Here is a 23,059-nt window from a genome sequence, read left to right on the forward strand (position 1 = left end):
CAGGGAGTGACCGTGACAGCTGATCCGCGACTACTTTCGGAGCGCTACCGGGTCGATGAACTCATCGGAACTGGCGGCATGGCGAGTGTCTACCGGGGCTACGACGCAACACTGGGCCGCGAGGTCGCGATCAAGCTCTTGAAGCCCGAACTTGCTGCGGACTCCGCGTTTCGAACCCGCTTTAGGCTTGAGGCTCAAGCGGCGTCGCGCATGGCGCACCCGTCGATCGTGCGCGTTTTCGATGCGGGCGAAGATTCTGAAGTCACACCCGAAGGCAAAACGGTCCCGGTGCCTTACATCGTCATGGAACTTGTCCATGGTGAGCTACTGAAGAACATCATCGCGGGTGGTCCGGTTCCGCTTGCAGACACGTTGAGCTACGTCGACGGCATCCTTGAAGCGCTTGAGTACTCCCATCGAGCCGGCGTCGTCCACCGTGATATCAAGCCTGGAAACGTCATGATCACGGCCTCGGGCAATGTGAAAGTGATGGATTTCGGTATCGCTCGTGCCGTATCGGATTCGTCATCGACTGTCGCTGAAACGACGACGATTCTGGGTACTGCGGCCTATTTTTCCCCTGAGCAAGCCAAGGGTGAGTCAGTAGACACTCGTGCCGACCTGTACTCCACGGGTGTTGTGCTTTACGAATTGCTGACCGGCCGGCAACCTTTCCGGGGTGAGTCTCCGGTCGCTGTGGCTTACCAGCACGTCAGTGAAGCCCCTATCGCTCCGTCCGAGGTCGCTGAAGATATTCCACGCGGCCTCGATGCGCTGGTTATGCGGGCGCTCGCAAAAGACCCCTACCAGCGCTTTCAGGATGCTCCGAGTTTCCGAAGCGCCCTCGTGGCCGCAGTCCAGGGCAAGAATCCGTCCAAGCGTCAGTTGGGCACGCTCACAAGCGAACTGTACGGCCCGAATCCCCGTCACGCAGCGGAGACAGCCCGTTCGCTTCGTCAGCTCTCCACCGACACGACGATGCCCCGTACTCAAGCAGGTCCCCCCGTTGCATGGATCTGGGCGGGCGTGGCGGTACTGGCGGTTCTCCTCATTTCGGTGTTGATCTGGGTTGTATCGTTGCCGCGCGGTGAGACAATCCCAGATTCAGCCCGTGTTGTTCCCGATGTCTCGCAAATGTCTGTGGATCGCGCCATTACGACGCTCGAAGACGAAGACTTGGAAACGCTGACGCGGAAAGAATCGAGTGAAAGCGTCGCCGAAGGCAATGTGGTCCGCACTGACCCCGAAGCGGGGGTCACCGTTACTCCGGGAGAGACGGTGACGGTCTACGTTTCGATAGGACAAGAGCTGGCTGAGGTTCCGACCCTCGAAGGCCTCACTGAAGCCGACGCGCGGACCGCGCTAGAAGCGGCTGGCTTGAAGGTCGGCACGATCACGCCGCAAAATGACGCGGATCTGGCAGCCGGGACTGTCATCTCGGCATCGGCACGCGCTGACAGCGAGGTGCCGCCCGGAACAATTGTGAACATGGTTGTAGCGACGGGCCGAGTGGTACTCGTCGATGTGACCGGTTACACGATCGATGCGGCCACTCGCGGTCTGGAAGACCTCGGGCTGATCGTTGAGACTGCCGACGACCCCGAGTGCGCCGCAACAAACCCACGAACGGTCTCAGTGCAGTCACTTGCTCCCGGCGAGGTCGACATACATTCGACCGTGACGCTCACTTCTTGCTCCGGTTAGTTGCTCACCTGAGTGGTTTGAGGTGTGCTCCGCGAGCGGCGGCCCCCGCCATACCGGCCGTCTCGAGCCAGTTACCGAGCAGAAGGTAGCCGTACTCGGTAAGCACGCTCTCGGGGTGAAACTGCACGCCCTGTACGGGGAGGCTGCGGTGTGAAATCCCCATCACTACTCCGGAATCCGCGGTGGCCGTAATTTCGAGGTCGGCACCGATAGTTCTGGGATCGACGGTGAGAGAGTGGTACCTCGTCGCGTGGAATGGCGACGGAAGCCCGGCGAAAACGCCTTTTCCATTGTGATGAATGGCGGAGGTCATTCCATGAACGAGTTCGTCCGACTGCGACACTTCGGCGCCACATGCGACCGCGATGATTTGATGCCCGAGGCAGACTCCGAGCACTGGAACGCCCACTTCTGCCGCGACGTGAGCGACCTTAAGCGCCGAGGTTGCGCTCTCGGGCGCACCCGGGCCCGGTGAGATGACGACACCCCCGTATCCCTGACACAGCGCCGCAAGATCAGCAACTGCCAGGGTGTCAGCTTCGACGAGGTCAATGACCGCCCCGAGCTCTTCGAGGTAGCCGCAGAGCGTGTGTACGAAGCTGTCGTGGTTGTCGACAACCAAGACGCGCATAGTCACGAGCTGCAGCTCACTCGACCGTGACCTCCTGCGGGTTCACAAACGTGCTCACCCACGGGAACACGTAGAAAAACAGGCCGTAGACGACGGCGGCAAGAAGAATCAATAGCAGGATGACTCGAACCCACCAGGGTCCCGGAAGAATTCGCCACAGTGCCCCGTACATCAGCTGAGTCCTTCGGTCAGTGCAGCAGGTTCGCCAGCGCTCCGCGGAGTAAAGGATTCAAACACGCTGTACGCGATAATTCGTTCAGTCAGGTTGTACATCGGGGAGCAGCTTGTCATGGTCAGGTAACGGCCATTCGCCTCGACCCCCTCTTGCTGGGGCACGGGGAGGAGAACGTCACTTGAATCAGGTGTCACGTATTCGAGGGTCCGGAAGCGATACGTGTACCAGCCCTCTTCAACCTCGATCACGATCGCATCGCCGACATGGAGGTCGGCGATCTGATTGAAAGGCTTTCCGTAGGTTGTTCGATGCGCCGCAAGCGAAACGTTTCCCACCGCCCCTGGCATCGGAGTATCCGAATAATGCCCGATGCGCACAGTATCAAGTGTGCGTTCGCGAGTAACCCCGCCGGCAACTTCATACGCATAGTCGGAGCCGAATCGAGGAACGTACATCGTCGCGAAAGTTTCGGCATCCGCGGCAGTCGGGAGCACGATCGGGTCGACTGTCGTCACGGGCGCCTCAGCAGTCTCCGAAGGTGACGGGCTGGCGGGCGCAGACTGCTCGTAGTCCTGTTGCCACTGCTCCGACAGGCTCTGGGCTTCAGCTGATGCCTCCGCGCCGTAGATAAGATCGCCGATCCACATCTGCCACGCAACGTAAAGCAGAGCGATGAGTCCGACGGTGATGAAGAGCTCACCGATCACACCGAGCACGCTCGTTCGACGACGCGGGCGACCCGCGGGAGGACGCGTGCGATCGCGTCGAAGAGGTGCGTTCTCGACATCCGTCACAGCAGGATTCTAACCTGAGCCAACTGAACGGAATCTGCCCGATACAATGACTGCATGGCACGACCCGTGAAGGACGACGATCAGTTCGAAGAACGCCCATCCGGCGAGGCCGCACCCAACCCTGTGTGGTTCAAGCCCATCATGCTCGGCTTGATGCTCGTGGGGCTGGTATGGGTGCTCGTCTTCTACCTGAGTGGCACTCTGTACCCGATTCCGGGGGTGGGTGCGTGGAACTTGGTAATTGGCTTCGGTATCGCCTTTATCGGTTTCTTGATGACCACGAGATGGCGTTGAGGTGAAATCTCGCTCGACAGAGTGAGAACACCGAATTACACCCGTGTGATTCATCCCCATGTGTGGATGAATCTGTGGATAACTTTCGGCTACACCCAGATAAGTGGTGCGAGTACGAGTAGGCCGATGAGCGCGGCCACCAGCAAAACGGTCAACGCTATCTGCCAACCGAGCTGAGATGCTCGGCGCGTGCGTGCGTAGATGAGCCCGAGCAACGCACCCGCAACGAGACCGCCGACGTGCGCCTGCCAGGAGATTCCGAAACCGGGGAGAAAGCCGATCACAAGGTTGATTCCCAGCACGATCATGATGCCTTTGACTTCGGCGCCGATGTGCCGACCGATGACGACGAGCGCACCAAATAAAGCGAAGATCGCACCGGATGCTCCCACCACAGGTGTAGTGAATGCCAAGAGTGCCACCGCGACCGAGCCACCCAGCGCTCCGACTACATAGAGCGTCAGAAACCGCCAACGGCCGAGCAGCGGCTCAAGGGATCTTCCGATCATCCAGAGCGCGAGCATATTCAGTCCGATATGCCAGAAGCCGGAGTGAACGAGTGCACCGGTGAGAATGCGCCATGGCTCAAAAACACCAGTCACGCTGGGGTAGAGCCAGGGAGCGTAGAACGCGAGCCACTGGTCAACTGCTCCGCCCGTGAGCAACTGCAGAAGAAAAACAGCAACCGTGACGCCGATGATCGAGTACGTAACTACCGGTCGTCCACCTACGGCTACAGAGCCTGAAGGCCGGCGGCTCCATCGGCGCTGCGCCGTGCGCTGTGCCGGTGTCTGAGCACGGACTTGCTCTTTCATGCACTCCGGGCAGATGACCCCGACCGCTGCTTGCGTCTGGCACTCAGGACAGATTGTTCGCAAGCACCGTTGACACAACACAAAACTTTGGCGATCGGGATGCCGATAGCAAAAATTCTCGGTGTTTCGAGTGAACTCGGTCGAGGTCACGGCCGGGAGTCAGACGGTTTCGATGTCGACCGAGGAGAGCACGACGGGGGATACCGGGCGGTCACCAGCAGCCGTGGGAACTGCAGCGATTGCATCCACAACGGCACGTGACGCATCGTCGGCTACTTCACCGAAGATGCTGTGCTTTCCCTGGAGCCACGGTGTCGGGTCAGTAGTGATGAAAAACTGCGAGCCGTTGGTTCCCTCGGCAGCGCCAGTGATTGCGTTCCGACGTAGGCCGGCGTTCGCCATGGCGAGCTTGTACGGGGCCTCAAACGTGAGCTCGGGGTGAATCTCATCATTGAAGTTGTAGCCGGGTCCACCGGTTCCCTGACCGAGCGGGTCGCCACCCTGAATCATGAAGTTCGGGATGATCCGATGAAAAACAACGTCACTGTAGAGCGCGCCCTCACCGGGTTGACCGGTGGCTGGGTTCGTCCAGGAGGTTGTTCCGTCAGAGAGTCCGATGAAGTTCTGCACCGTACGTGGTGCGTGATCTCCGAAGAGGTTGACGACGATATCGCCGTGGTTAGTGTGCAAGGTTGCGACAGCGGTATGTGCAGGCATGCATACATTCTCTCAGAGTTGGCAGCAAGCCCTGCCGTTTCTACCTGTGAGGTCTGGCAAGATGGGGACAACAATTACCCCCAGCGAGAGGGAGGACACGTCGTGAGCCTCAGCCGCAAGCGCAAGAAAGAGCTCCGTAAGCTTCAAGACCATGCCAATAAGGTGTGGGGATCGCAACAAGTGATCGTGGGGGAGGCTGCTGACGTCGCCCGCGAAGCCAGCCGTCAACTCGGACACTTCGGTCGCGAACAGGTTGCTCCTGCCGTCCACGCTTCATACGATCGCTACGCTGCGCCGTATGTAGACCGGGGCGTCAAGTATTCCAAGCACGTCCTGAGCGACAAGGTCGTTCCCGTCACCGGTTCGGTAGTGGGATCAGCATTGTCGGTATGGGATGCCGCGAACGAAACTCGTGAGCGAATCGCCGCAGGTAAGGGCCTCGCTCTTCCCGACGCGAAGAAGTATCAAAAGCTTGCCGACAAGTACGGCAAGAAGGCGTCCAAGAAGCTGTCGGCCAAGCTTTCTGCGCTCGAGCCCCCGCGGAAGGGTATTGGCGCCGGCGGCGTCATTGCCATCGTTCTGGGAGTATTCGCTGCCGCAGGAATTTTGTACGCAGCGTGGCAGACGCTTCGCGCTGATGACGAGTTGTGGGTTGCTGATGACCCGCTTCGCGCCCCTGATGCGTGATTACTAAAATGACTGAGCCTTCCGCCTCGCCGACGCACCGCGTCAGCGAGGCGGCGGCCGTTTTAGGCCTCGATGTCACGTTCGTTTCTCGGCCAGCGGCCGACAGTCTTGTTGCCGCGGCTGCTGCGTTGCAGATCGAACCACGCGACATCGTGAAAACTCTTGTCGTGAAGCGCAGCGATGACACTTTCGTCTTTGCGTTGATTCCCGGCGACCGAGTCATCTCCTGGCCGAAGCTCCGTGCCGTCGTCGGCGTCAATAAGCTGCAACTTCCCTCACCAGACATCGCGTTGGCTGCCACAGGTTATGAGCGGGGAACGATAGTTCCGCTCGGAAGCTCACACGCGTGGCCGGTCTTCGCCGATGAACGCGTGAGAGATCGCCTTGTTGCGCTCGGAGCCGGTGTGCACGGCTACAGCGCGTTCGTGGACAGCAACGCGCTGCTCAGCGCGTTAGAGGCTACCGTCGCCGACATCAGCAACGAGGCGCCAGCAGCATCCTGATCACCGGGCGTCTCTCGCCATCGACAGAGCCACGTCAACGAGTGAAACGCGTTTCAGCGTGCTGATCTCAGTACGTGTGAACCATCCTGCCCGGTCGGTAGAACCGCCGATCTCGTTGCGGAGCGCACCGCCGGTGATGCGAGCGCGGTAAAGGATCCGAAGGGTATGCAAGGGCGCGCTTGCGCCTGACGTGATGCGCTTGCGCGCGGGAATCACTCGAGAGTCGATTCCAAGTAGGTCACCGACTTCGACGTCGTAGCCGGTCTCTTCCCGCACTTCACGACGAGCAGCAAGTACAGGGTCCTCGCCGGGCTCCAAGCCGCCCCCAGGCATCGTCCACGAAGAATGCTGAGCCTCGCGCCAGTGAGCAAGAAGAACGCGATCGTCATCGTCAACAATGACCGCGTATGCAGCAACCCGGATGTCCATGACCCTTAGCCTAGGTCCGGCCAACAATGCGGTGTCTGAGAGAAAAACATCCGGTGTCTGAAAGATAAAGACTGTGGAGCCTGGGCTGTCTGGTTTCAGGACATAGGTCACAGGTGATGTGTCGCTCATGTCGTGAGACATAAGTCACAGTTCGATGCATGTCCAAACACCGGGTCGTGATCCTGAAGATCGTCGCGAAGCAGCTCACTGTCACCGAAGCGTCCGAGCAGTACGGGCTCGGCAATGCTGAGCCTTTGGGTGACTCGTTTCCTTATCCGGCCAGACAGGCAGGGTCTTTCATGATGGTCTCGAACTCGATGGGGGTCAACCTCCCGAGTCTTCGTTGACGTCGGCGCCGGTGCTAGCGCGCTTCGATCCAGTAGACGATCGCGAGGCGGAGATCAACACGCGTGGCCCACACGTGTTGATTGAGAACGTTCTTCTGCAACAGACTGAACCAATTCTCCATCGCCGCATTGTCCGCGCACGCGACCACTCTGCCCATCGATCCGAGGAGCTCTTGACGACGCAGCGCACGGCGGTAGCGACGCGATCGAAACTGATTGCGCCGTCCGAATGCACGATCACTCCGACCGGGTTTCCGCGGCGACCGACCGCGTCCTCGAGCGCGTTGACAGCCAGCCGGGCTTTCACTCGGTCGCTGATCGAGTACCCCACAATGCGGTTGCTGAACACGTCCTTCGCCGCGCAGAGATACAACTTGCCCTCACCGGTTCGATGCTCGGTGAAACCGGTGAGCCACAACCGGTTCCGCGCATCGGTCAGATCATCCGCATCCGGTGCACCATGGAAGCGAGGGGTACCAGTGTGATCTCGCGGCTTGCTCTAGGTCTCCGCGCTGAGTTCTCGACCAGGGAGGGCTTCTCGCCAGCGAATCTGCAGCACGAACGTTGCGCTGTACGTCCGAGGCGAGTTTCAGCCCAGGCCGCGGAATCGCCGTGACGAGGCTATTTTCCGTCTCGGCTATTCGCTCGTCCTGCACGCACAAATCGCACCAGGGTAATCAGGAAGATGGTCGACCATGCGGTTAGGAGAATGAGACCCCAAAGTCTCGCCTCGGGCGCGACGATCAGCGCAACGATGCTGGTGACTACGAACAACGCCGAGATGACGAGAAGAGCTTTCAAGAGCGACTCCTAATTACGGGACTGGATGCCGCCATACAGACTTAGTGCATAGCTTGCGGTAGCGGCACCCAGAATAAGTGAACCGCCCAACGTGGCTGGCGCAGTGACGGTTGTAGCGATGACGCCCACCGCTGCTAAGAGTACGCCGGCATACGCAAGCCAGCAGTCTCCTGACACCGCTGCCAGACCGCTGGGGTCAGCGCTGTTGATCGGGTTGCAGCTGGCATACGCGGAGGGGTTCCTTTCTTGGCCGCTGGGGTCCATCTGGGTGAAGCGGCCCTGAGCCGCTTCGTAGTGGCGGGCGCCGAGTTTGTAGATGCCGTTGCCGCCGTGGGAGCGACCGACGCAGCCGCCGAGTGCCAGGCAGCGAAGCGCGGCCGCCGGCCCGTCTCACCTGGTCGTGAAACGCGAACCAGACCCCGAGATTTGGCAGCGCCACACCGAGGAAGTCGCGCAGCTCCGCGAGCAACTGCGCGCCGTCCCGCTCGACGACCGCGACACCTGGTCGACCACGTCGCACGGTAGACCGCGGGCGCCTTCGCGACGTGGTCGAATGCGGTCGAGGAGACGCCCGGCGACCTGGCCGAGGCATCCGACGCCCTTGCGAAGTGTGCCCAGACCTACCGACACCCGGTGAAGCCGCAGCGGGCCGGTCGGGTCGCTATGTCGGGGGCGACGATGCTCCTCGCCAGCGTCGCGCAAGGCGGCTAGGGAACGTCCGCGCAGCTCGCACTCCTGCGCCAGCTCATTAACCTCTCCGAGACCGTCTACGACGCCGCCACAGCTGCAGGAGAAGCGCGCCAGGCGGCCAAGGTCGCCACCGCTGTGCGGGAGCGCGTGATGAACGTGCGCCGCCAGCTCGAAGCCGCACCCGTAGCCACGTCGACGGCGACCACACCGAAGGTCGACCGCTCCGCGATCGTCGACGCATCCGTACACGAAGCCCTCGACATCATGCAGCGCGCGGAGGAGAACCGCAGCAAGACCACCGGCTCGCCGGTCCCGCCACAGGTAGACCCGGCGCGGCCGCGCACCACGACGAAACCGGGCGCAGATCACGGCCCAGAGCGATGAGGAAGCAGTCAGATCATGGCCGATGAAAGCGACGGCATCGAGGAGGCCTTCGACGGGCAGCTCCGCGCCGCCGTGACGGCGGCGGGGCGGATCGGTGAAGCCCTCGCACGCGCCCGCGAGGACGCAGCTCGACGAGCACAGGCACAGGCACAGGCACAGAGTGAGCGGGAAGCCCGCGAACTGTCGTCACGGTTCGAGGCAGAGAAGCGCGCGGCTCGCGTCGAGCTGGGGAGCGTATACCGCTCCGACTGGTGGGACCGAGCCACACCGGAGCAGATCGGCGGCGCGTTCACCACGGCGCGCGTGGGGATCGGAAGACCCCGAAGCCGTGCGCGCGGAGGGCCGCATCCGCGACGAGCTCCGCACCCGCTTCGGCGTCGACGTGAACAACACCGGCGCCGATCCCGCGGCCGTACAGGCGGCCGTCGAGGCCGAGCAGCTACGCCGGCAGTCGGACACGGAGCGGCAGCGCAGCGCCACCGAGCAGGCCGAGGACGCCGCGCTCTCCTGTCAGGCCGACGAGACAGACCGCACAGCCGAAGCGGCGCGCACGAGCGCCGAAGTCGCTCCCGACGAGGGCGAACGGGAACAGGCTCAGGTGCAGGCCGAGCGCGAGCAGAACCGCGCCGACGCGACCCGCGAGAAGGCCGAGCCGCTGTACGACTCCGAGGAACGCCGAGAGCGCGACGCCGACAAGCTCGAACAGCGCGACGTCGGCAAAGACGCCGTCAGCGCCAAGATGGCGGCCGACGTCAGCCAGAGCAAGCCCGCCACCGCCGCGGTGAAGGCGCAGCAGACACAGAGCGCGAAGGCGCGACCGACCCTGTCGCGGTCGCCTAAGCTGCAGCGCACAGACATGGGGCGTTAACCGGTGGACGAGATCCTCGCGGAAATCTTCGGGATAGGGAACGGGCATGATGACATCCTCCCTGCCAGCGCTGGGCGGCATTTACAATCAGTCGTCATCGATCCGTTCCTCTCGCCCTTCTCAGCTACCGCGCTCGGTCTTGCCGACCTGCACCGCTGCCATTCTTGGCCTCGAACGCCCTCAATCTTTTCTTTGCCTTTCGCCAGAGGAACACGCCGTAGATCCCCATAGCTGCAAAAAACCAGATAGACCTATCGACCAGAGGTCCCAGCCCCGGAGTGTCGTGGAGTAGTAGACGAAATTTCCCAAAGCGAAGAAGGCTCCCACGAACGTCACGACTTTTGCCCACAGAAGCGCCCGCTCCATCGACATCCGCGACTGGATAAGGGACATCAGCTTCTCAATCCCGGATCAGACATTTGGCCAGCGCGGGTCCCACTCGGGTTCACATACAAAATTGATTCGCCCTGGGTTTCGTTCCGATATTTTCATCTGTGAAGGTTGGAACGATGTCGAGAATTTATCCACCCGAGTTTCGGGAACGAGCGCTGAGGTTGCTGGCCGAGGTCCGTGCTGACCATCCGTCCGATTGGGCCGCGTTCACTCATGCCGCAGGCAAGCTCGGAGTGAACCCTGAAACCCTGCGGAACTGGACTCGTGCAGCGCAAGTCGATGCCGGTCATCGCCCGGGACTGACGAGCGAAGCGCAGGCGGAGATCACGCGACTGGAGAAGCAGGTGCGCGAGCTGGAGCGCGCGAACGAGATATTGAAGGCAGCATCTGTGTTTTTCGCGAAGGAACTCGACCGTCCCACGACGCGATGATCCGGTTCATCACTGAACACAGGGATCGTTTCGGGGTCGAGGCCATCTGCCGGGTGCTCCGCGCGGCAGTTCGTGGGTTCATCACCAGCCGCGGGTACCGGGCAGCCGTGCGCCGTGGACCGTCGGCTCGTTCGTTGTCCGATCAGGTGTTGGGTGCGGAGATCGAACGCCTCCACTCGGAAAACTACGGCGTCTATGGGGGCGCGGAAAATGCACGCACTCATGGTGCGGCAAGGGTGGGTGATTGGTCGTGACCAGACCGCCCGTCTTATGAGGCAGGTTGGCGTTCGCGGCGTGATTCGCAGCAAACGTGTGTTCACGACGAAATCCGACCCGGCGGGTGCTCGTCCCATGGATCTCGTGAACCGGCGGTTCCATCCCGAAGCTCCCCGGAGGCTGTGGGTCGCGGACGTCACGTATGTGCGGACCTGGGCAGGGTTCGCGTATGTCGCGTTCGTCACCGACGCGTATTCGCGCCGCATCGTTGGGTGGAATGTCGCCTCCACGCTGAAAGCGGACGTGTTGCCGTTGCAGGCGTTAAACATGGCCGCCTGGGACGCTGAGGGGCAGCTTGACTACGTGTCGCACCACTCGGACCACGGGTCGAACTACATGGCGCTGGTCTACACCGAGCGGATCGTCGAGCTCGGCGCGACCCCGTCGACGGGCACCGTGGGCGACAGCTTTGATAACGCTCTCGCCGAGGCGGTAAACGGGCTTTACAAGACCGAACTCATCCGTCGGCAGGGCCCCTGGCGCACCGTCGAGCAGGTCGAAATCGCGACGCTCGAGTACGTGTGGTGGTGGAACAACCAACGCCTTCACGGCGAGCTCGGAATGCGCACACCCATCGAGACGGAACAGGCGTACTACGCTGGCCCCGAATCACCCTTGGGAACAAACGTTTCTCAAGCCACCAAGTAGGAACGAAACCCAGGGCGAATCACACGCCAAGAACGCCCACGATGAACTGGCGCTGGTCCGATGCAGGCGATCACGCGTGTGAACCGCACGCTCCGGGACAAGCCCGGCGGCCTGATAATCGACTACATCGGACTGTTCGCGAACCTGCAGGACGCACTGAAGGAGTACTCGCCGTCCGACGGACACCAGGCCAGCGTGCCGATTGAGGAGATCGTCGACGAGCTGCTGGAGAAGTAGGACATCGTGCGCGGCATCCTCCACGGCGTCTCCTACGACTCGTCCCCCGGGCTCACTTCATCCCAGCGACTGGCAGAGTACGCGAAGGTGCTCGACTTCGTGATGTCCGGCCCTGACCGCACGAAGCGGTTCAGCGACGAGGTCCTGGACTCGCTCGCGGAGAAGGAGAAGCCCAACCTCCAGATGGGTCTGTTGCGGAAGATCCTGAACGACCATATCCGCACCGTGCAGCGCAAGAACTTCGTCCAGGGGCGCAAATTCTCTGAGATGCTCGACGAGGCGGTGAACCGGTACAGGAACCGATCGCTGTCGACGGCGGAGACCATTGCCGAGGTGGTCTAACTCGCGAAGAACATGCGGGACGACCAGGCGCGGCACGTGCAGCTCGGCCACGAGACGCTGAAGGCGATCGCTCGCGACCTCGTGAAGTCGGTGCAGCACTCTGCGACGATCGACTGGACCCTCAAAGAATCGGTGTTGGCTTTGATGCGCTCGAAGGTGCGCCCGATCCTCACCCGCTACGGCTATCCACCGGATGCCGAGGAGGCTGCCGTCGACCTAGCGATCCAGCAGGCGGAGGTTTTCGCTGGCAAGCTCGGGGAGATTAGCAGATAGCTGATGGGACGCACCCTTGCACGCGGCGGATTCAGTTCCGCGTGATTCTGCGGAACTCTGCGACGCACCTGGCGCACTCGACCCAACACGCACTACTACCAGATCTCACCATTTCACTACCATTTAGAGTGAAGATCCGGGCCGTGGAGAGAAGAAAATCCCCGGTATTCGGCTGTTTCAGCGTAGATTCCGGGGATTCTGGTTCTGTGGAGCCTAGGAGATTCGAACTCCTGACATCCTGCTTGCAAAGCAGGCGCTCTACCAACTGAGCTAAGGCCCCCGGGGAAACGGGGTGGGGCTACCTGGACTTGAACCAGGGACCTCTTCATTATCAGTGAAGCGCTCTAACCGCCTGAGCTATAGCCCCGTTTTTCTTGACGATTCTCACCGTCAACCTCCAAGACTTTACCCGAAGGATGAGGGTTTTTACTAATCGTGTCGAGGAGTAGATCTAGTTCGAGGTGAAACCTACCAAAAGGCCGCCCGTCACCTTGACCGCAAGGTTGTAAATGCCCGCCACAACAGCACCAAGCACCGTCACAACGACGAGGTTGAGAATAGCGACGACAGCCGCGAAGGCCATAACCTGCGGCAGCCCGATGAAGTCCCGCAAGGATGCTCCACCCTCCGCAACGCTCTGGAAGATCTCATCACCTTTGTCGATGAGTCCTGTCGTCTGCACGATCATGTAGATCAAGAAGAACGTGACAACTGTCACAATCGCCAGAGCTACTGCTGCCAGAAAAGACAGCTTCACCGCCGACCAGAAGTCGATGTAAACAAGTCGCAGGCGGACCTGCTTTGCAGCAGTTTTACTGCCCGACTTCTTCGCGAGCTTGTCGGCTACCGTGCTCATTCGTCAGTGCTTTCCTCGGGGATGGGATCGGTGGCGCCCGTTGCGCCGTCCTCGGCTGAAGGCTGGGATTCATCAGTGAGACCACGCTCGGAGTTCCGCGCGATGGCAATGATCTTGTCATTTCCACCGACTCGGGCAAAAACGACACCCATCGTGTCGCGTCCCTTTGCTGGTACCTCAGCCACGGCAGAGCGTACCACCTTGCCGCTGCCAAGAACCACCAAGACCTCGTCCTCCTCGGTAGCGATCAGGCCGCCCGCCAGGTTGCCGCGATCGTCATTCAAACGCGCGACTTTGATACCCAGACCACCACGACTTTGCGTGCGGTACTGATCAACTGAAGTGCGCTTCGCATAGCCACCTTCGGTGACTACAAAGACAAATCCGTCCTCCGAAACGACTGAAGCCGATAGCAGCGAGTCATCTTCTCGGAACGACATTCCCTTGACGCCCTCGGTCGCGCGACCCATTGGGCGCAGCGACTCGTCGGTGGCTGTAAATCGCAATGACATACCGTGACGGCTAATCAGGAAAACATCGTTTCCCTCGTCGACGAGAAGAGCGCTCGTGACCTCGTCACCCTCACGCAAACGGATCGCGATGACTCCACCCTGACGGTTTGTGTCGTACTCGGTGAGCCGCGTCTTCTTCACGAGACCGCCCCGAGTCGCAAGCACGAGATAGGGCGCGACTTCGTAGTCACGAATGTCGAGAATCTGCGCGATATCTTCATCCGGCTGAAGGGCAAGGAGGTTAGCGACGTGCTGACCCTTGGCATCCCGGCCGGCCTCAGGAACCTCGTACGTCTTCGCGCGATACACGCGCCCACGGTTGGTGAAGAACAACAGCCAGTGGTGTGTCGTCGTGACGAAGAAGTGCTCGACAACGTCGTCAGAACGGAGCTGTGCACCCTTCACGCCTCGACCACCGCGGTGCTGCGACCGGTAATTGTCGCTACGCGTGCGCTTGATATAGCCGTCACGCGTAACCGTCAACACCATCTCTTCTTCTGGGATGAGATCTTCGATTGACATGTCGCCGTCAAAGCCGGGCATGATCTCCGTGCGGCGATCATCGCCGAACTTCGCAACGATCTCCGTCAGCTCATCGCGCACGATGGAGCGCTGCCGCTCCGGATCAGCCAAGATGGCGCGGAAGTCAGCGATCTGTGTCTCGAGATCCGTGGCTTCGTCGATGATTTTCTGGCGCTCGAGAGCTGCAAGGCGACGCAACTGCATTGCGAGGATCGCATCAGCCTGAATGTCATCGATCTCGAGCAGGCTCTTCAGCCCTGTGCGGGCCTCATCGACTGTCGGCGACCGACGGATAAGAGCAATAACCTCGTCAAGCGCGTCAAGAGCCTTGAGGTACGCACGCAAAATGTGCATACGCTCTTCTGCTTTACGCAGACGATATGTTGTGCGCCGCACGATCACAGTGATCTGGTGAGTGATCCAGTGCGAGATGAAACCGTCGAGGGGGAGCGTTCGCGGAACGCCATCGACGATGGCGAGCATGTTCGCGCCGAAGTTCTCCTGCAGCTGCGTGTGCTTGTAAAGATTGTTGAGAACAACCTTGGCAACAGCATCCCGCTTCAGAACGATGACCAGACGCTGACCCGTGCGATCTGACGTCTCATCGCGGATATCAGCAATCCCAGTGATCTTGCCCTCGCGAGCGAGATCACTGATCTTCACAGCGACGTTATCCGGGTTGACCTGGTACGGAAGCTCCGTGATGACGAGGCACGTACGACCCTGCAGCTCTTCGACGTTGACGACTGCGCGCATCGTGATCGAGCCGCGGCCCGTGCGATAGGCCTCGCGAACTCCGCGAACACCGAGAATCTGCGCGCCAGTGGGAAAGTCAGGACCCGGGATACGGGCCATGAGAGCTTCGAGCAACTCTTCGCGCGAAGCATCCGGGTTTTCAAGCGCCCAAAGCGCGCCGTTTGAGACTTCACGGAGATTGTGGGGCGGAATGTTCGTTGCCATTCCCACGGCAATTCCCACAGAGCCGTTGACCAAGAGGTTCGGGAAGCGCGCCGGCAGCACGACCGGCTCTTGGGTCTGTCCGTCATAGTTATCTTCGAAGTCGACGGTGTCTTCTTCGATATCGCGCACCATCTCGAGCGCGAGCGGGGCCATCTTGGTCTCGGTGTAGCGAGGAGCCGCGGCGCCCTGGTTACCGGGAGAGCCGAAGTTTCCCTGTCCAAGCGCGAGTGGATACCGCAGCGACCAAGGCTGAACGAGACGCACAAGTGCGTCATAGATGGGGGAGTCACCGTGCGGGTGATACTGCCCCATGACCTCCCCGACAATACGGGCGCACTTCGAGAAGGACTTGTCGGGGCGGAAACCACCGTCGTACATGCCGTAGATGACCCGGCGGTGCACTGGCTTCAAACCGTCCTCGACGCGAGGGAGTGCTCGTCCGACGATGACACTCATCGCATAGTCGAGGTAGCTCCGCTGCATCTCGGCTTGCAGATCGACCTGGTCGATATTTCCGTGGTTGTGGATGGGCTCGGGGCGCTCTTCGTCAGCCATATCTCGTTCTCAGTTCTGTCGCTACTCGATCAAATGTCGAGGAAGCGAACGTCCTTGGCGTTGCGCTGGATGAAGCTTCGACGTGATTCAACGTCTTCGCCCATCAGGATGGTGAAAATTTCGTCCGCAGCTGCAGCATCGTCGATGGTGACTTGGCGGAGCGTGCGTGTCTCGGCATCCATGGTGGTTTCCCACAGTTCTTTTGCATTCATCTCACCGAGACCCTTGTAACGCTGGATGCCACTGTCTTTCGGAATCCGCTTGCCCGACGCAAGTCCGTCGGCCAAAAGCACGTCGCGCTCTTGGTCGCTAAAGACGTATTCGTGCGGAGAATTCGACCACTTCAAGCGGAACAGCGGAGGCTGCGCGAGATAAACGAATCCAGCTTCAATGAGCCCGCGCATATATCTGAACAGGAGTGTAAGAAGGAGCGTCGTGATGTGCTGACCGTCAACGTCGGCATCTGCCATCAGAACGATCTTGTGGTAGCGAGCCTTCTCGATCGTGAATTCTTCACCGATGCCGGTACCGAAGGCAGAAATCATTGCCTGAACTTCTTTGTTGCCGAGTGCGCGATCAAGTCGCGCACGTTCGACGTTAAGAATTTTCCCCCGGAGGGCCAGGATCGCCTGGGTGTGCGGGTCGCGTCCCTGGACGGCAGAGCCGCCAGCGGAGTCACCCTCTACAAGGAAGATCTCGCTGATGGAGGGATCCTTGCTCGTGCAGTCCTTCAGCTTGTCGGGCATTGCTGCCGACTCAAAGACGCTCTTGCGACGCGCTGTTTCACGGGCTTTGCGTGCCGCCATGCGAGCATTTGCGGCGTCGATACCCTTGCGCACAACGTTCTTCGCCTGCGCGGGGTTACGTGCAAACCAGTCACCGAGGCGATCTCCTACGGCTTTCTGAACGTACGCTTTTGCCTCGGTGTTTCCCAGCTTTGTTTTGGTCTGGCCTTCGAACTGCGGCTCCGACAGCTTTACGGAAATGACTGCAGTAAGACCTTCGCGAACGTCATCTCCGGTGAGGTTGTCGTCCTTCTCTTTCAGAAGACCTTGAGCGCGCGCATATTTATTGACGAGAGCAGTCAGTGCGGCTCGGAAGCCTTCCTCGTGCGTTCCACCCTCGTGTGTATTGATCGTGTTCGCGAACGTGAAAACACTCTCGGTGTAGCTCGTGGTCCACTGCATAGCCATCTCGAGCGCAATTTTTCGCTCGGTGTCTTCGGATTCAAAATCGATGATGTCTTCGTTGACAACGTCGCTTTTGCGCATCTTGTTGAGGTACTCGACGTAGTCGACGAGACCACGCTCATAAAGAAAGCTGTCGTGACGCTGACGAACAACCTCTTCGCCGTTTTCCTCTTCAACCGCGACGGCATTTTCACGCTCGTCGCTCAGAGTGATCCGAAGGCCCTTATTCAAAAAAGCCATCTGCTGAAAACGAGTACGCAGGGTGTCGTAGTCAAAATCAACAGTGTCAAAGATTGTGTCATCCGGCCAGAACGTGATCGTTGTTCCGGTGAGCTCGGCTTCTTCGCCCTTCACAATCGGTGAAACCGGTGTTCCACCATCTCGATACGTCTGGCGCCATACGTGGCCCTGTCGTCGAACCTCAACCTCCAGTTTCGAGGACAGCGCGTTCACAACGGAGGAGCCGACACCATGGAGGCCGCCCGAAACTGCATACCCGCCACCGCCGAATTTTCCACCAGCGTGAAGAACAGTCAGAACAACCTCGAGAGTCGACTTGCCTTCGGTGCGGTGCATGTCAACAGGGATGCCTCGCCCGTTGTCGACAACTCGTACGGCACCGTCTTCAAGGATCGTGACCTGAATGACATCGCAGTAACCGGCGAGTGCCTCATCGACGGAGTTGTCGACGATTTCATAGACGAGGTGATGTAGACCCCGCTCGCCTGTCGAGCCGATGTACATACCGGGGCGCTTACGAACGGCTTCAAGTCCTTCAAGAACCTGAATCTCGTCGGCACCGTATGCGTGTCGCTCATCGACGGGGACCGGTGATTCGGGGTCTTCAGGAACGCTTGCGGAATTGTCTGACGTCATGTGTTTCGAGCGCTCCGAATCGATGGGCGGGTCAGTACCACCCTATCAAGTGGAGCGGGTTGGCGCGGCATTGTGCGGTCCTGTGACGCGATCAAATCAATTAACCCAAGGCGGGAGATGGGTTACCCGTAGGTATCTCGCGGACCACGCCCTGAAACCGTTCTGGGACCCCATTTCCAGGAGGGGACGTCTGGCCCGATGAAGCGGATAGCTTGCACACCTGCGTCAGGGAAGCGGCGAGTCAGTTCTGTGAGTATTTGAGATCGCATCAGTTGCAGTTGCTTCGCCCAGGCCGTCGAGTCGCATTGCACAACGAGCGTTCCGTCGTTGAGTCCCACTGGTCGCGTGTGTTTTGCCGTATCGTCGCCCGCAACATCAGCCCATTGCAAGACAATGTCTTCGCGAGCGAGTTGAGGCTCCCACCCGGCTTCACGTGTGAGCGTCGCGAGCACATCTCCTACTCCGTGTGGGTCACGCCCCGGAGTGAATGGTCCATGCTCTTCGTCGTCAGGGCTTCGCCTACGACGTCGTTTGGCCCGTGCAGATGGCTGTAGCCCTCGCAACCGCAGGTAGGTGGCGACCGTTTCCGGGATCGAATCTGGCTCACTCACTGACGTCACCCGAGATTTGACCCGCTTCTACGCGAACAGTGTGAGCTCTGAGTGCAGAGGGAACATCTGCCTCAACCGCAGCTGTCACGATGACCTGTTCGTACGCGCTCACGAGGTCCGCCAGACGAGTGCGTCTATGCACATCAAGCTCCGCAAAGACGTCGTCCAAAATTAGAACCGGATCGCCGAGACGAGAATCTGCGCGAAGGAGTTCCGCAGATGCGAGGCGAAGCGCAAGCGCAACAGACCACGACTCCCCGTGCGATGCATAGCCCTTGACCGGCAGATTGCGGATACTCAAGTTCAGGTCATCGCGATGTGGACCAACGAGCGTGACCCCGCGCTCAAGTTCCGCGGCCCGCCGGTTTTTCAACGCCGCTCGGAATGCTGTCTCAATATCGGAGATAGCCATCGCCTCTTGCGGTGGCGTGTCGTCATCACCGTGGAGTGACAAACTCCAGGATGCTGTCGGGTTGTGGTCTGCACCCGCGATCGATGTATACGCGGATGAGAGGGGTGAGGCCAGTGCGGAAGTCATCTCGGCCCGTGCGTTGATCACCTGGGTCCCAAGCGCCACCAGCTTGTCGTCCCACACATCGAGAGTTGAGAGTGAATCCGCGCGAAGACCCCGAGCGCGTGCAGACTTCAGCAGCGCAGTGCGCTGCTTGACCACCCGCTCGTAGTCACCGAGCACAGCTGACAGACGTGGAGTTCTTTGCACGAGTAGTTGATCAGCGAAGCGACGTCGGGCAGATGGGTCACCGCGAACAATCGTGAGATCTTCCGGTGCGAAGAGAACCACTTGCGCGTATCGGGGAAGTTCAGAAGTCTTTACAGGCGCGCCATTGACGCGTGCTTTATTCGAACCTGACTTGTTTATCTGGACATCGAGCGATATTTGGCGTTCGCCATGACCCAGTCGGGCCCTGACAATCGCGTAATCTGCGCCATCTCGCACCATCGGCGCGTCCATCGAAACACGATGGGAGCCCAGGGTCGCGAAGAAGGCAATGGCCTCGACGAGATTGGTTTTGCCTTGACCATTACTGCCGACGAAGACGTTGGGACCGGGGCGCAGCTCAACGTTGGCTTCCGTGTAGTTGCGGAAATCCGTCAGATTCAGCCGTTCGACGATCACTTCAAAACCCTAAAGCGCGCCACCGACGCTCGGCACTCAGCGCAGCAGAAGATTTGGCTGCAACAGGTACTTGAATGTGTCTTCGCCCGACTTATCCACAGATGTCTGAGGAGTGACGAGCACGGGACTCAACTTGTTTGCGTTGTCACTCGAGGTGAAGGTCACTCGCGCAAATTCACTTCGTACAGCGCTGAGCGACTCGAGCAGATACTGCGGATTGAGTCCGAGAGTCACGTCTTCGCCAATCAACGTGGAATCCACTGACTCCGTCGCGCGTGCTTGCTCAGTGCCGGCAGCATCCATCGAAACTGATTCGGGTGTGAAAGTGAAACGAAGTGGCGCCGCACGGTCGAGTACGAGAGAAACACGACGTACTGCTTCAGCGAGTTCCGCGGTATTAACAACAGCGTGGTGCTCAGTCTGTTCGGGAAAAAGTCGCCGTACCGGTGGGAAGTTTCCCTTGATGAGAAGTGAAGTGACTGTTTTGTTCGCTGAAGTGAAAGCGATGATCTCGCGGTCACCGGCGCCCGAAAATGCAATCGAGATATTTCCACCGTGCGCGAAGGTCTTACCCACTTCTTGGAGCGTGCGAGCTGGCACCAATGCGGTCATCGGGCTGTCGTCGCCGGCGCCGGGACCATCCCACGGAATCTCGCGGAGGGCGACGCGGTAGCGGTCTGTTGCGACGAGGCTCAGGCGATTTCCGTTGACTTCGAGCTGCACCCCAGTGAGAACGGGAGTGACATCATCGCGCGATGCCGCGAATGCAACTTGCGAAATTGCCGTTGCGAAATCTTCGGCCGGAACGACGCCGGTTTCAGCAGCAACTTCCGGGATTGCCGGGTATTCCTGCACAGGCATCGATGAGAGTGTGAATCGCGCAGAACCACAGGTGAGAACAATTCCGTCGTCTCCGGTCGCCACCTCGATGGGCGCGTTCGGCAGACGGTTGGCAATATCTGAAAGCAAACGACCGTGTACGAGAATCGTGCCTGGGTTATCAACCGTGGCATCGATCGTTGTTCGAGCTGATGCTTCGTAGTCGAAAGCTGCAAGGGACAGTCCTTCTGGGCCGGCCTCGATGAGGACTCCGGCCAGAATCGGCTGAGGATTGCGCTGCGGCAAGAGCTTGACTACGAACGACACGGCGTCGCTGAAGACATCGCGATTTACTTGAAACCTCACGGGCTCTCCCTTGACGTCGGGTTGGGCTCTCTCATGCTAGTGCCGTTGTCGTGAGCTTCTGTGCGAGCTGGCACGAATGGGTAAAGGTGATTGCATCAGCTTTCAATAGAGAGAGATCTGTCATGGTGTTAACACCTGTGGATAATGTGGATAACTCTGGGGATGCTTGTTCTCGCTTGGGAACTACATCCGTGTCAGTTGTGGAAGCCGTGCATGAAGTCAAAGGTATGAACACAAGTCCGGGATGTGAAAATCTCGCTTCGTCCACAGCTTCTCGGCTCCAGTTGAACAATTTGTCCGCAGCCTTTCGGAGTTTTCCACAAGTTATCCACACTGTGGGAAAACATGTTTACCGGGCGTTTCGCCCCAGCTGAGCCGTGATTTCAGTGACCTGGTTGTAGATCGATCGCCGTTCTTTCATGAGATCGCTGATCTTCTTGTAGGCGTACATGACGGTGGTGTGGTCGCGATTTCCGAACAACTGGCCGATCTTAGGAAGAGAGAGGCTGGTGCGCTCTCGACACAGATACATCGCGATCTGCCGTGCGATGGCGATTGCTTGAGAGCGACTAGAACCGTAAAGGTCGTCGACTGAGAGCTTGAAGTACTGGGCCGTTGCGGTGATGATGTCAGTCGGCGAGATGACGTTCGAGTCGTCCTGATCGATGATGTCTCTGAGGACTTGTTGCGCGAGCGATATATCGAGATCTGACCGATTGAGGCTCGCGAAAGCTGATACCCGGATCAATGCGCCTTCGAGCTCGCGAATGTTCGACGACACTACTGTCGCGATGTACTCCAGAACTTCGTCGGGAATCTGCAGCCGTTCGCTCTGTGCTTTTTTCCGGAGGATGGCGATACGTGTCTCAAGGTCAGGTGCCTGAACATCCGTGATCAAGCCCCACTCGAAGCGACTTCGCATCCGATCTTCAAACCCGGTCAGATGTTTTGGTGGCACATCACTGGTGATGACGACTTGCTTGTCGTGGTCGTGGAGCGTGTTGAAGGTATGGAAAAACGCTTCTTGCGTCTCGGCTTTTCCTTGCAAGAACTGGATGTCATCGATCATCAGAATGTCGACGTCGCGGTAGCGCGCCTGAAAGGCCGAACCGCGGTTGTTAGCGATGGAGTTGATGAAGTCGTTGGTGAACTCTTCGCTCGAGACATAGCGAACGCGAATTCCGGCGTAGAGGCTGAGCGCGTAGTCACCGATGGCGTGCAAGAGGTGCGTCTTACCAAGTCCCGAGTCGCCGTAAATGAAAAGCGGGTTGTATGCCTTTGCCGGCGCTTCGGCAACAGCGACAGCAGCTGCATGTGCGAATCGGTTGGATTGGCCGATGACGAAGTTATCGAATGTGTACTTTGCATTTAGGCGGGTGTCGCTCCGGCTGGCGCTGCTCGCTGGCGGTTCCACCGGTTCTTCGAGCGAAACTCGAGTGGTGAGTGGAAGCACATTGGCGGCGGTTGTGACGCGTGACGGCGCATGAAGGTGTGCGTCCGCGAGCTCTGGGTTGACGACCGTGCGGAATGTGGAAGCCTCAGGCTCACTGTCGACGTGAGCGAGCGCTTCCATAATCGGTGCTCGCATGCGCTTATTGAACTGCGCTGCAGTGAGTTCGTTCGGGACATCGAGATAAAGAGTTCCAGCCATGACACCCTGTGGTACCGCGAGGCTGAGAAATCCCTGCATCTGGGGCGTGATCCGAACGTCGTCGACGAGTACGTCGAGCACGTCGTTCCAGACTGGGACGTCCGGCGTGTCGTGCTGTGTCATATTGTTCCCGTGTGAAGTCGTGTCGGTGCCCGGTGCGAGGCCGGCAGCCAGCCTGTGGAAAACTGCCGGAGCTACGCTAGCCAGCGAGTGTCGCTGGGGCAAACTCCACTGTAGATCCGGGGGCGTGTCACTTCCAAGGCCTGACAGAGCCCTGTGGATAATGACAACTTCTGCATTCGGTTTGAGTTCTGGGGATCGGCGTCGTAGTCTTAGTCGGTTGACTTATGCCCTTGAGGCAGTCCCGTTTTCCTGTCACCGGTCTGAAGCGTTCCGGTGATAAACCGATCCGGAGTGATCCTATGACCAAGCGCACATTTCAGCCCAACATCCGTCGTCGTGCCAAGAAGCACGGCTTCCGTGCCCGTATGCGCACTCGCGCAGGCCGCGGCATCCTCTCTGCTCGTCGCTCCAAGGGGCGCACCGAGCTCTCGGCTTGATCTA

Annotated in this window: 25 protein-coding genes, 2 tRNA genes and 2 pseudogenes; 11 read left to right on the plus strand and 18 right to left on the minus strand. The window is 59.6% G+C overall.

Annotation, left to right across the window (positions count from 1 at the left end):
• The first annotated feature begins 12 nt into the window (after positions 1 to 12).
• Positions 13 to 1,704 carry a Stk1 family PASTA domain-containing Ser/Thr kinase gene (gene pknB, locus FHS06_RS02590; protein ID WP_167045098.1) on the plus strand — a complete coding sequence of 564 codons (1,692 nt, stop codon included), beginning with the start codon at positions 13 to 15 and terminating at the stop codon, positions 1,702 to 1,704.
• 4 nt (positions 1,705 to 1,708) lie between these two features.
• Here pknB and FHS06_RS02595 read toward each other — a convergent pair whose 3' ends face one another.
• From FHS06_RS02595 to FHS06_RS02605, 3 genes are read right to left on the minus strand one after another with little or no spacing between them, the layout of a single operon-like run.
• A complete protein-coding gene (locus FHS06_RS02595) occupies positions 1,709 to 2,335 on the minus strand; it encodes an anthranilate synthase component II (RefSeq protein ID WP_167047807.1) in 627 nt (208 codons plus the stop codon).
• A 16-nt stretch (positions 2,336 to 2,351) separates the two neighbouring features.
• On the minus strand, positions 2,352 to 2,507 hold the full coding sequence (locus FHS06_RS02600; RefSeq protein WP_167045101.1) for a hypothetical protein: 156 nt from the start codon (positions 2,505 to 2,507) through the stop codon (positions 2,352 to 2,354).
• A complete protein-coding gene (locus tag FHS06_RS02605) occupies positions 2,507 to 3,304 on the minus strand; it encodes a class E sortase (RefSeq protein WP_167045104.1) in 798 nt (265 codons plus the stop codon). The genes FHS06_RS02600 and FHS06_RS02605 overlap by 1 nt, the downstream gene beginning before the upstream one ends.
• 54 nt (positions 3,305 to 3,358) lie before the next feature.
• Between FHS06_RS02605 and FHS06_RS02610 the strand changes: the two genes are divergently transcribed.
• On the plus strand, positions 3,359 to 3,598 hold the full coding sequence (locus tag FHS06_RS02610) for a cell division protein CrgA (RefSeq protein WP_167045107.1): 240 nt from the start codon (positions 3,359 to 3,361) through the stop codon (positions 3,596 to 3,598).
• Positions 3,599 to 3,687: 89 nt separating this feature from the next.
• Here FHS06_RS02610 and FHS06_RS02615 read toward each other — a convergent pair whose 3' ends face one another.
• Both FHS06_RS02615 and FHS06_RS02620 read right to left on the minus strand, forming a co-directional pair.
• Positions 3,688 to 4,563: a rhomboid family intramembrane serine protease gene (locus tag FHS06_RS02615; protein WP_167045110.1), complete on the minus strand. Its 876-nt coding sequence runs from the start codon at positions 4,561 to 4,563 to the stop codon at positions 3,688 to 3,690.
• Between the two features lie 9 nt (positions 4,564 to 4,572).
• Positions 4,573 to 5,130 (minus strand): peptidylprolyl isomerase, encoded by a 558-nt coding sequence (locus FHS06_RS02620; protein ID WP_165140579.1) that lies wholly within the window; start codon positions 5,128 to 5,130, stop codon positions 4,573 to 4,575.
• Positions 5,131 to 5,232: 102 nt separating this feature from the next.
• Here FHS06_RS02620 and FHS06_RS02625 point away from each other — a divergent pair, with 102 nt between their 5' ends.
• Positions 5,233 to 5,817 carry a DNA helicase gene (locus FHS06_RS02625; RefSeq protein WP_167045113.1) on the plus strand — a complete coding sequence of 195 codons (585 nt, stop codon included), beginning with the start codon at positions 5,233 to 5,235 and terminating at the stop codon, positions 5,815 to 5,817.
• 8 nt (positions 5,818 to 5,825) lie between these two features.
• Positions 5,826 to 6,320 (plus strand): aminoacyl-tRNA deacylase, encoded by a 495-nt coding sequence (locus FHS06_RS02630; protein ID WP_167045115.1) that lies wholly within the window; start codon positions 5,826 to 5,828, stop codon positions 6,318 to 6,320.
• Here the strand turns inward: FHS06_RS02630 and FHS06_RS02635 are convergent, their stop codons facing one another.
• Positions 6,321 to 6,749 (minus strand): NUDIX hydrolase, encoded by a 429-nt coding sequence (locus tag FHS06_RS02635; protein WP_167045119.1) that lies wholly within the window; start codon positions 6,747 to 6,749, stop codon positions 6,321 to 6,323.
• A gap of 158 nt (positions 6,750 to 6,907) precedes the next feature.
• Here FHS06_RS02635 and FHS06_RS02640 point away from each other — a divergent pair, with 158 nt between their 5' ends.
• Positions 6,908 to 7,096: a hypothetical protein gene (locus FHS06_RS02640; RefSeq protein WP_167045122.1), complete on the plus strand. Its 189-nt coding sequence runs from the start codon at positions 6,908 to 6,910 to the stop codon at positions 7,094 to 7,096.
• Here FHS06_RS02640 and FHS06_RS02645 read toward each other — a convergent pair.
• From FHS06_RS02645 to FHS06_RS02655, 3 genes and pseudogenes are all read right to left on the minus strand, one after another.
• Positions 7,021 to 7,574, minus strand: a pseudogene (locus FHS06_RS02645) (transposase); the annotation flags it as partial. The gene FHS06_RS02640 and the pseudogene FHS06_RS02645 overlap by 76 nt on opposite strands.
• Before the next feature lie 143 nt (positions 7,575 to 7,717).
• Complete coding sequence (locus tag FHS06_RS02650) at positions 7,718 to 7,897, minus strand: hypothetical protein (protein WP_167045129.1); 180 nt, start codon at positions 7,895 to 7,897, stop codon at positions 7,718 to 7,720.
• Between the two features lie 9 nt (positions 7,898 to 7,906).
• Entirely contained in the window at positions 7,907 to 8,260 is a 354-nt protein-coding gene (locus FHS06_RS02655) for an RHS repeat-associated core domain-containing protein (protein ID WP_167047810.1), read from the minus strand.
• A 477-nt stretch (positions 8,261 to 8,737) separates the two neighbouring features.
• Between FHS06_RS02655 and FHS06_RS02660 the strand changes: the two genes are divergently transcribed.
• From FHS06_RS02660 to FHS06_RS14390, 5 genes and pseudogenes are all read left to right on the plus strand, one after another.
• Positions 8,738 to 8,971 (plus strand): hypothetical protein, encoded by a 234-nt coding sequence (locus tag FHS06_RS02660; RefSeq protein ID WP_167045132.1) that lies wholly within the window; start codon positions 8,738 to 8,740, stop codon positions 8,969 to 8,971.
• A gap of 328 nt (positions 8,972 to 9,299) precedes the next feature.
• Positions 9,300 to 9,839: a hypothetical protein gene (locus FHS06_RS13865; protein ID WP_243845242.1), complete on the plus strand. Its 540-nt coding sequence runs from the start codon at positions 9,300 to 9,302 to the stop codon at positions 9,837 to 9,839.
• A gap of 509 nt (positions 9,840 to 10,348) precedes the next feature.
• Positions 10,349 to 10,663 (plus strand): transposase, encoded by a 315-nt coding sequence (locus FHS06_RS14135; protein WP_259393050.1) that lies wholly within the window; start codon positions 10,349 to 10,351, stop codon positions 10,661 to 10,663.
• A 153-nt stretch (positions 10,664 to 10,816) separates the two neighbouring features.
• Positions 10,817 to 11,587, plus strand: a complete 771-nt coding sequence (locus FHS06_RS02670; protein WP_341779284.1) for an IS3 family transposase — start codon at positions 10,817 to 10,819, stop codon at positions 11,585 to 11,587.
• 48 nt (positions 11,588 to 11,635) lie between these two features.
• Positions 11,636 to 12,439: pseudogene (locus tag FHS06_RS14390) on the plus strand (type I restriction enzyme endonuclease domain-containing protein); the annotation flags it as partial.
• A 207-nt stretch (positions 12,440 to 12,646) separates the two neighbouring features.
• Here the strand turns inward: FHS06_RS14390 and FHS06_RS02680 are convergent.
• The 9 genes from FHS06_RS02680 to dnaA all read right to left on the minus strand — a co-directional run bounded on the left by FHS06_RS02680 (position 12,647) and on the right by dnaA (position 22,618).
• Positions 12,647 to 12,719: transfer RNA gene (locus tag FHS06_RS02680), tRNA-Ala, on the minus strand.
• Positions 12,720 to 12,732: 13 nt separating this feature from the next.
• Positions 12,733 to 12,806: transfer RNA gene (locus FHS06_RS02685), tRNA-Ile, on the minus strand.
• A gap of 84 nt (positions 12,807 to 12,890) precedes the next feature.
• A complete protein-coding gene (locus tag FHS06_RS02690; RefSeq protein ID WP_165140571.1) occupies positions 12,891 to 13,295 on the minus strand; it encodes a DUF3566 domain-containing protein in 405 nt (134 codons plus the stop codon).
• Positions 13,292 to 15,844 carry a DNA gyrase subunit A gene (gene gyrA / locus FHS06_RS02695; protein WP_167045135.1) on the minus strand — a complete coding sequence of 851 codons (2,553 nt, stop codon included), beginning with the start codon at positions 15,842 to 15,844 and terminating at the stop codon, positions 13,292 to 13,294. Before gyrA ends, FHS06_RS02690 begins: the two co-directional genes overlap by 4 nt.
• 29 nt (positions 15,845 to 15,873) lie before the next feature.
• Positions 15,874 to 17,910 carry a DNA topoisomerase (ATP-hydrolyzing) subunit B gene (gene gyrB / locus FHS06_RS02700; protein ID WP_167045138.1) on the minus strand — a complete coding sequence of 679 codons (2,037 nt, stop codon included), beginning with the start codon at positions 17,908 to 17,910 and terminating at the stop codon, positions 15,874 to 15,876.
• 122 nt (positions 17,911 to 18,032) lie between these two features.
• A complete protein-coding gene (locus FHS06_RS02705) occupies positions 18,033 to 18,521 on the minus strand; it encodes a DciA family protein (protein ID WP_167045141.1) in 489 nt (162 codons plus the stop codon).
• A complete protein-coding gene (gene recF, locus FHS06_RS02710) occupies positions 18,514 to 19,659 on the minus strand; it encodes a DNA replication/repair protein RecF (protein ID WP_167045143.1) in 1,146 nt (381 codons plus the stop codon). Before recF ends, FHS06_RS02705 begins: the two co-directional genes overlap by 8 nt.
• A 36-nt stretch (positions 19,660 to 19,695) precedes the next feature.
• On the minus strand, positions 19,696 to 20,844 hold the full coding sequence (gene dnaN / locus FHS06_RS02715) for a DNA polymerase III subunit beta (protein WP_167045145.1): 1,149 nt from the start codon (positions 20,842 to 20,844) through the stop codon (positions 19,696 to 19,698).
• A 349-nt stretch (positions 20,845 to 21,193) separates the two neighbouring features.
• On the minus strand, positions 21,194 to 22,618 hold the full coding sequence (gene dnaA / locus FHS06_RS02720; RefSeq protein ID WP_167045147.1) for a chromosomal replication initiator protein DnaA: 1,425 nt from the start codon (positions 22,616 to 22,618) through the stop codon (positions 21,194 to 21,196).
• 299 nt (positions 22,619 to 22,917) lie between these two features.
• On the opposite strand from dnaA, the gene rpmH reads away from it, so the two are divergent.
• Positions 22,918 to 23,055 (plus strand): 50S ribosomal protein L34, encoded by a 138-nt coding sequence (gene rpmH / locus FHS06_RS02725; RefSeq protein WP_165140557.1) that lies wholly within the window; start codon positions 22,918 to 22,920, stop codon positions 23,053 to 23,055.
• The last annotated feature ends 4 nt before the right edge of the window (positions 23,056 to 23,059 follow it).

Source organism: Microbacterium halimionae (genome assembly GCF_011761265.1).
GTDB classification, from domain to species: domain Bacteria; phylum Actinomycetota; class Actinomycetes; order Actinomycetales; family Microbacteriaceae; genus Microbacterium; species Microbacterium halimionae.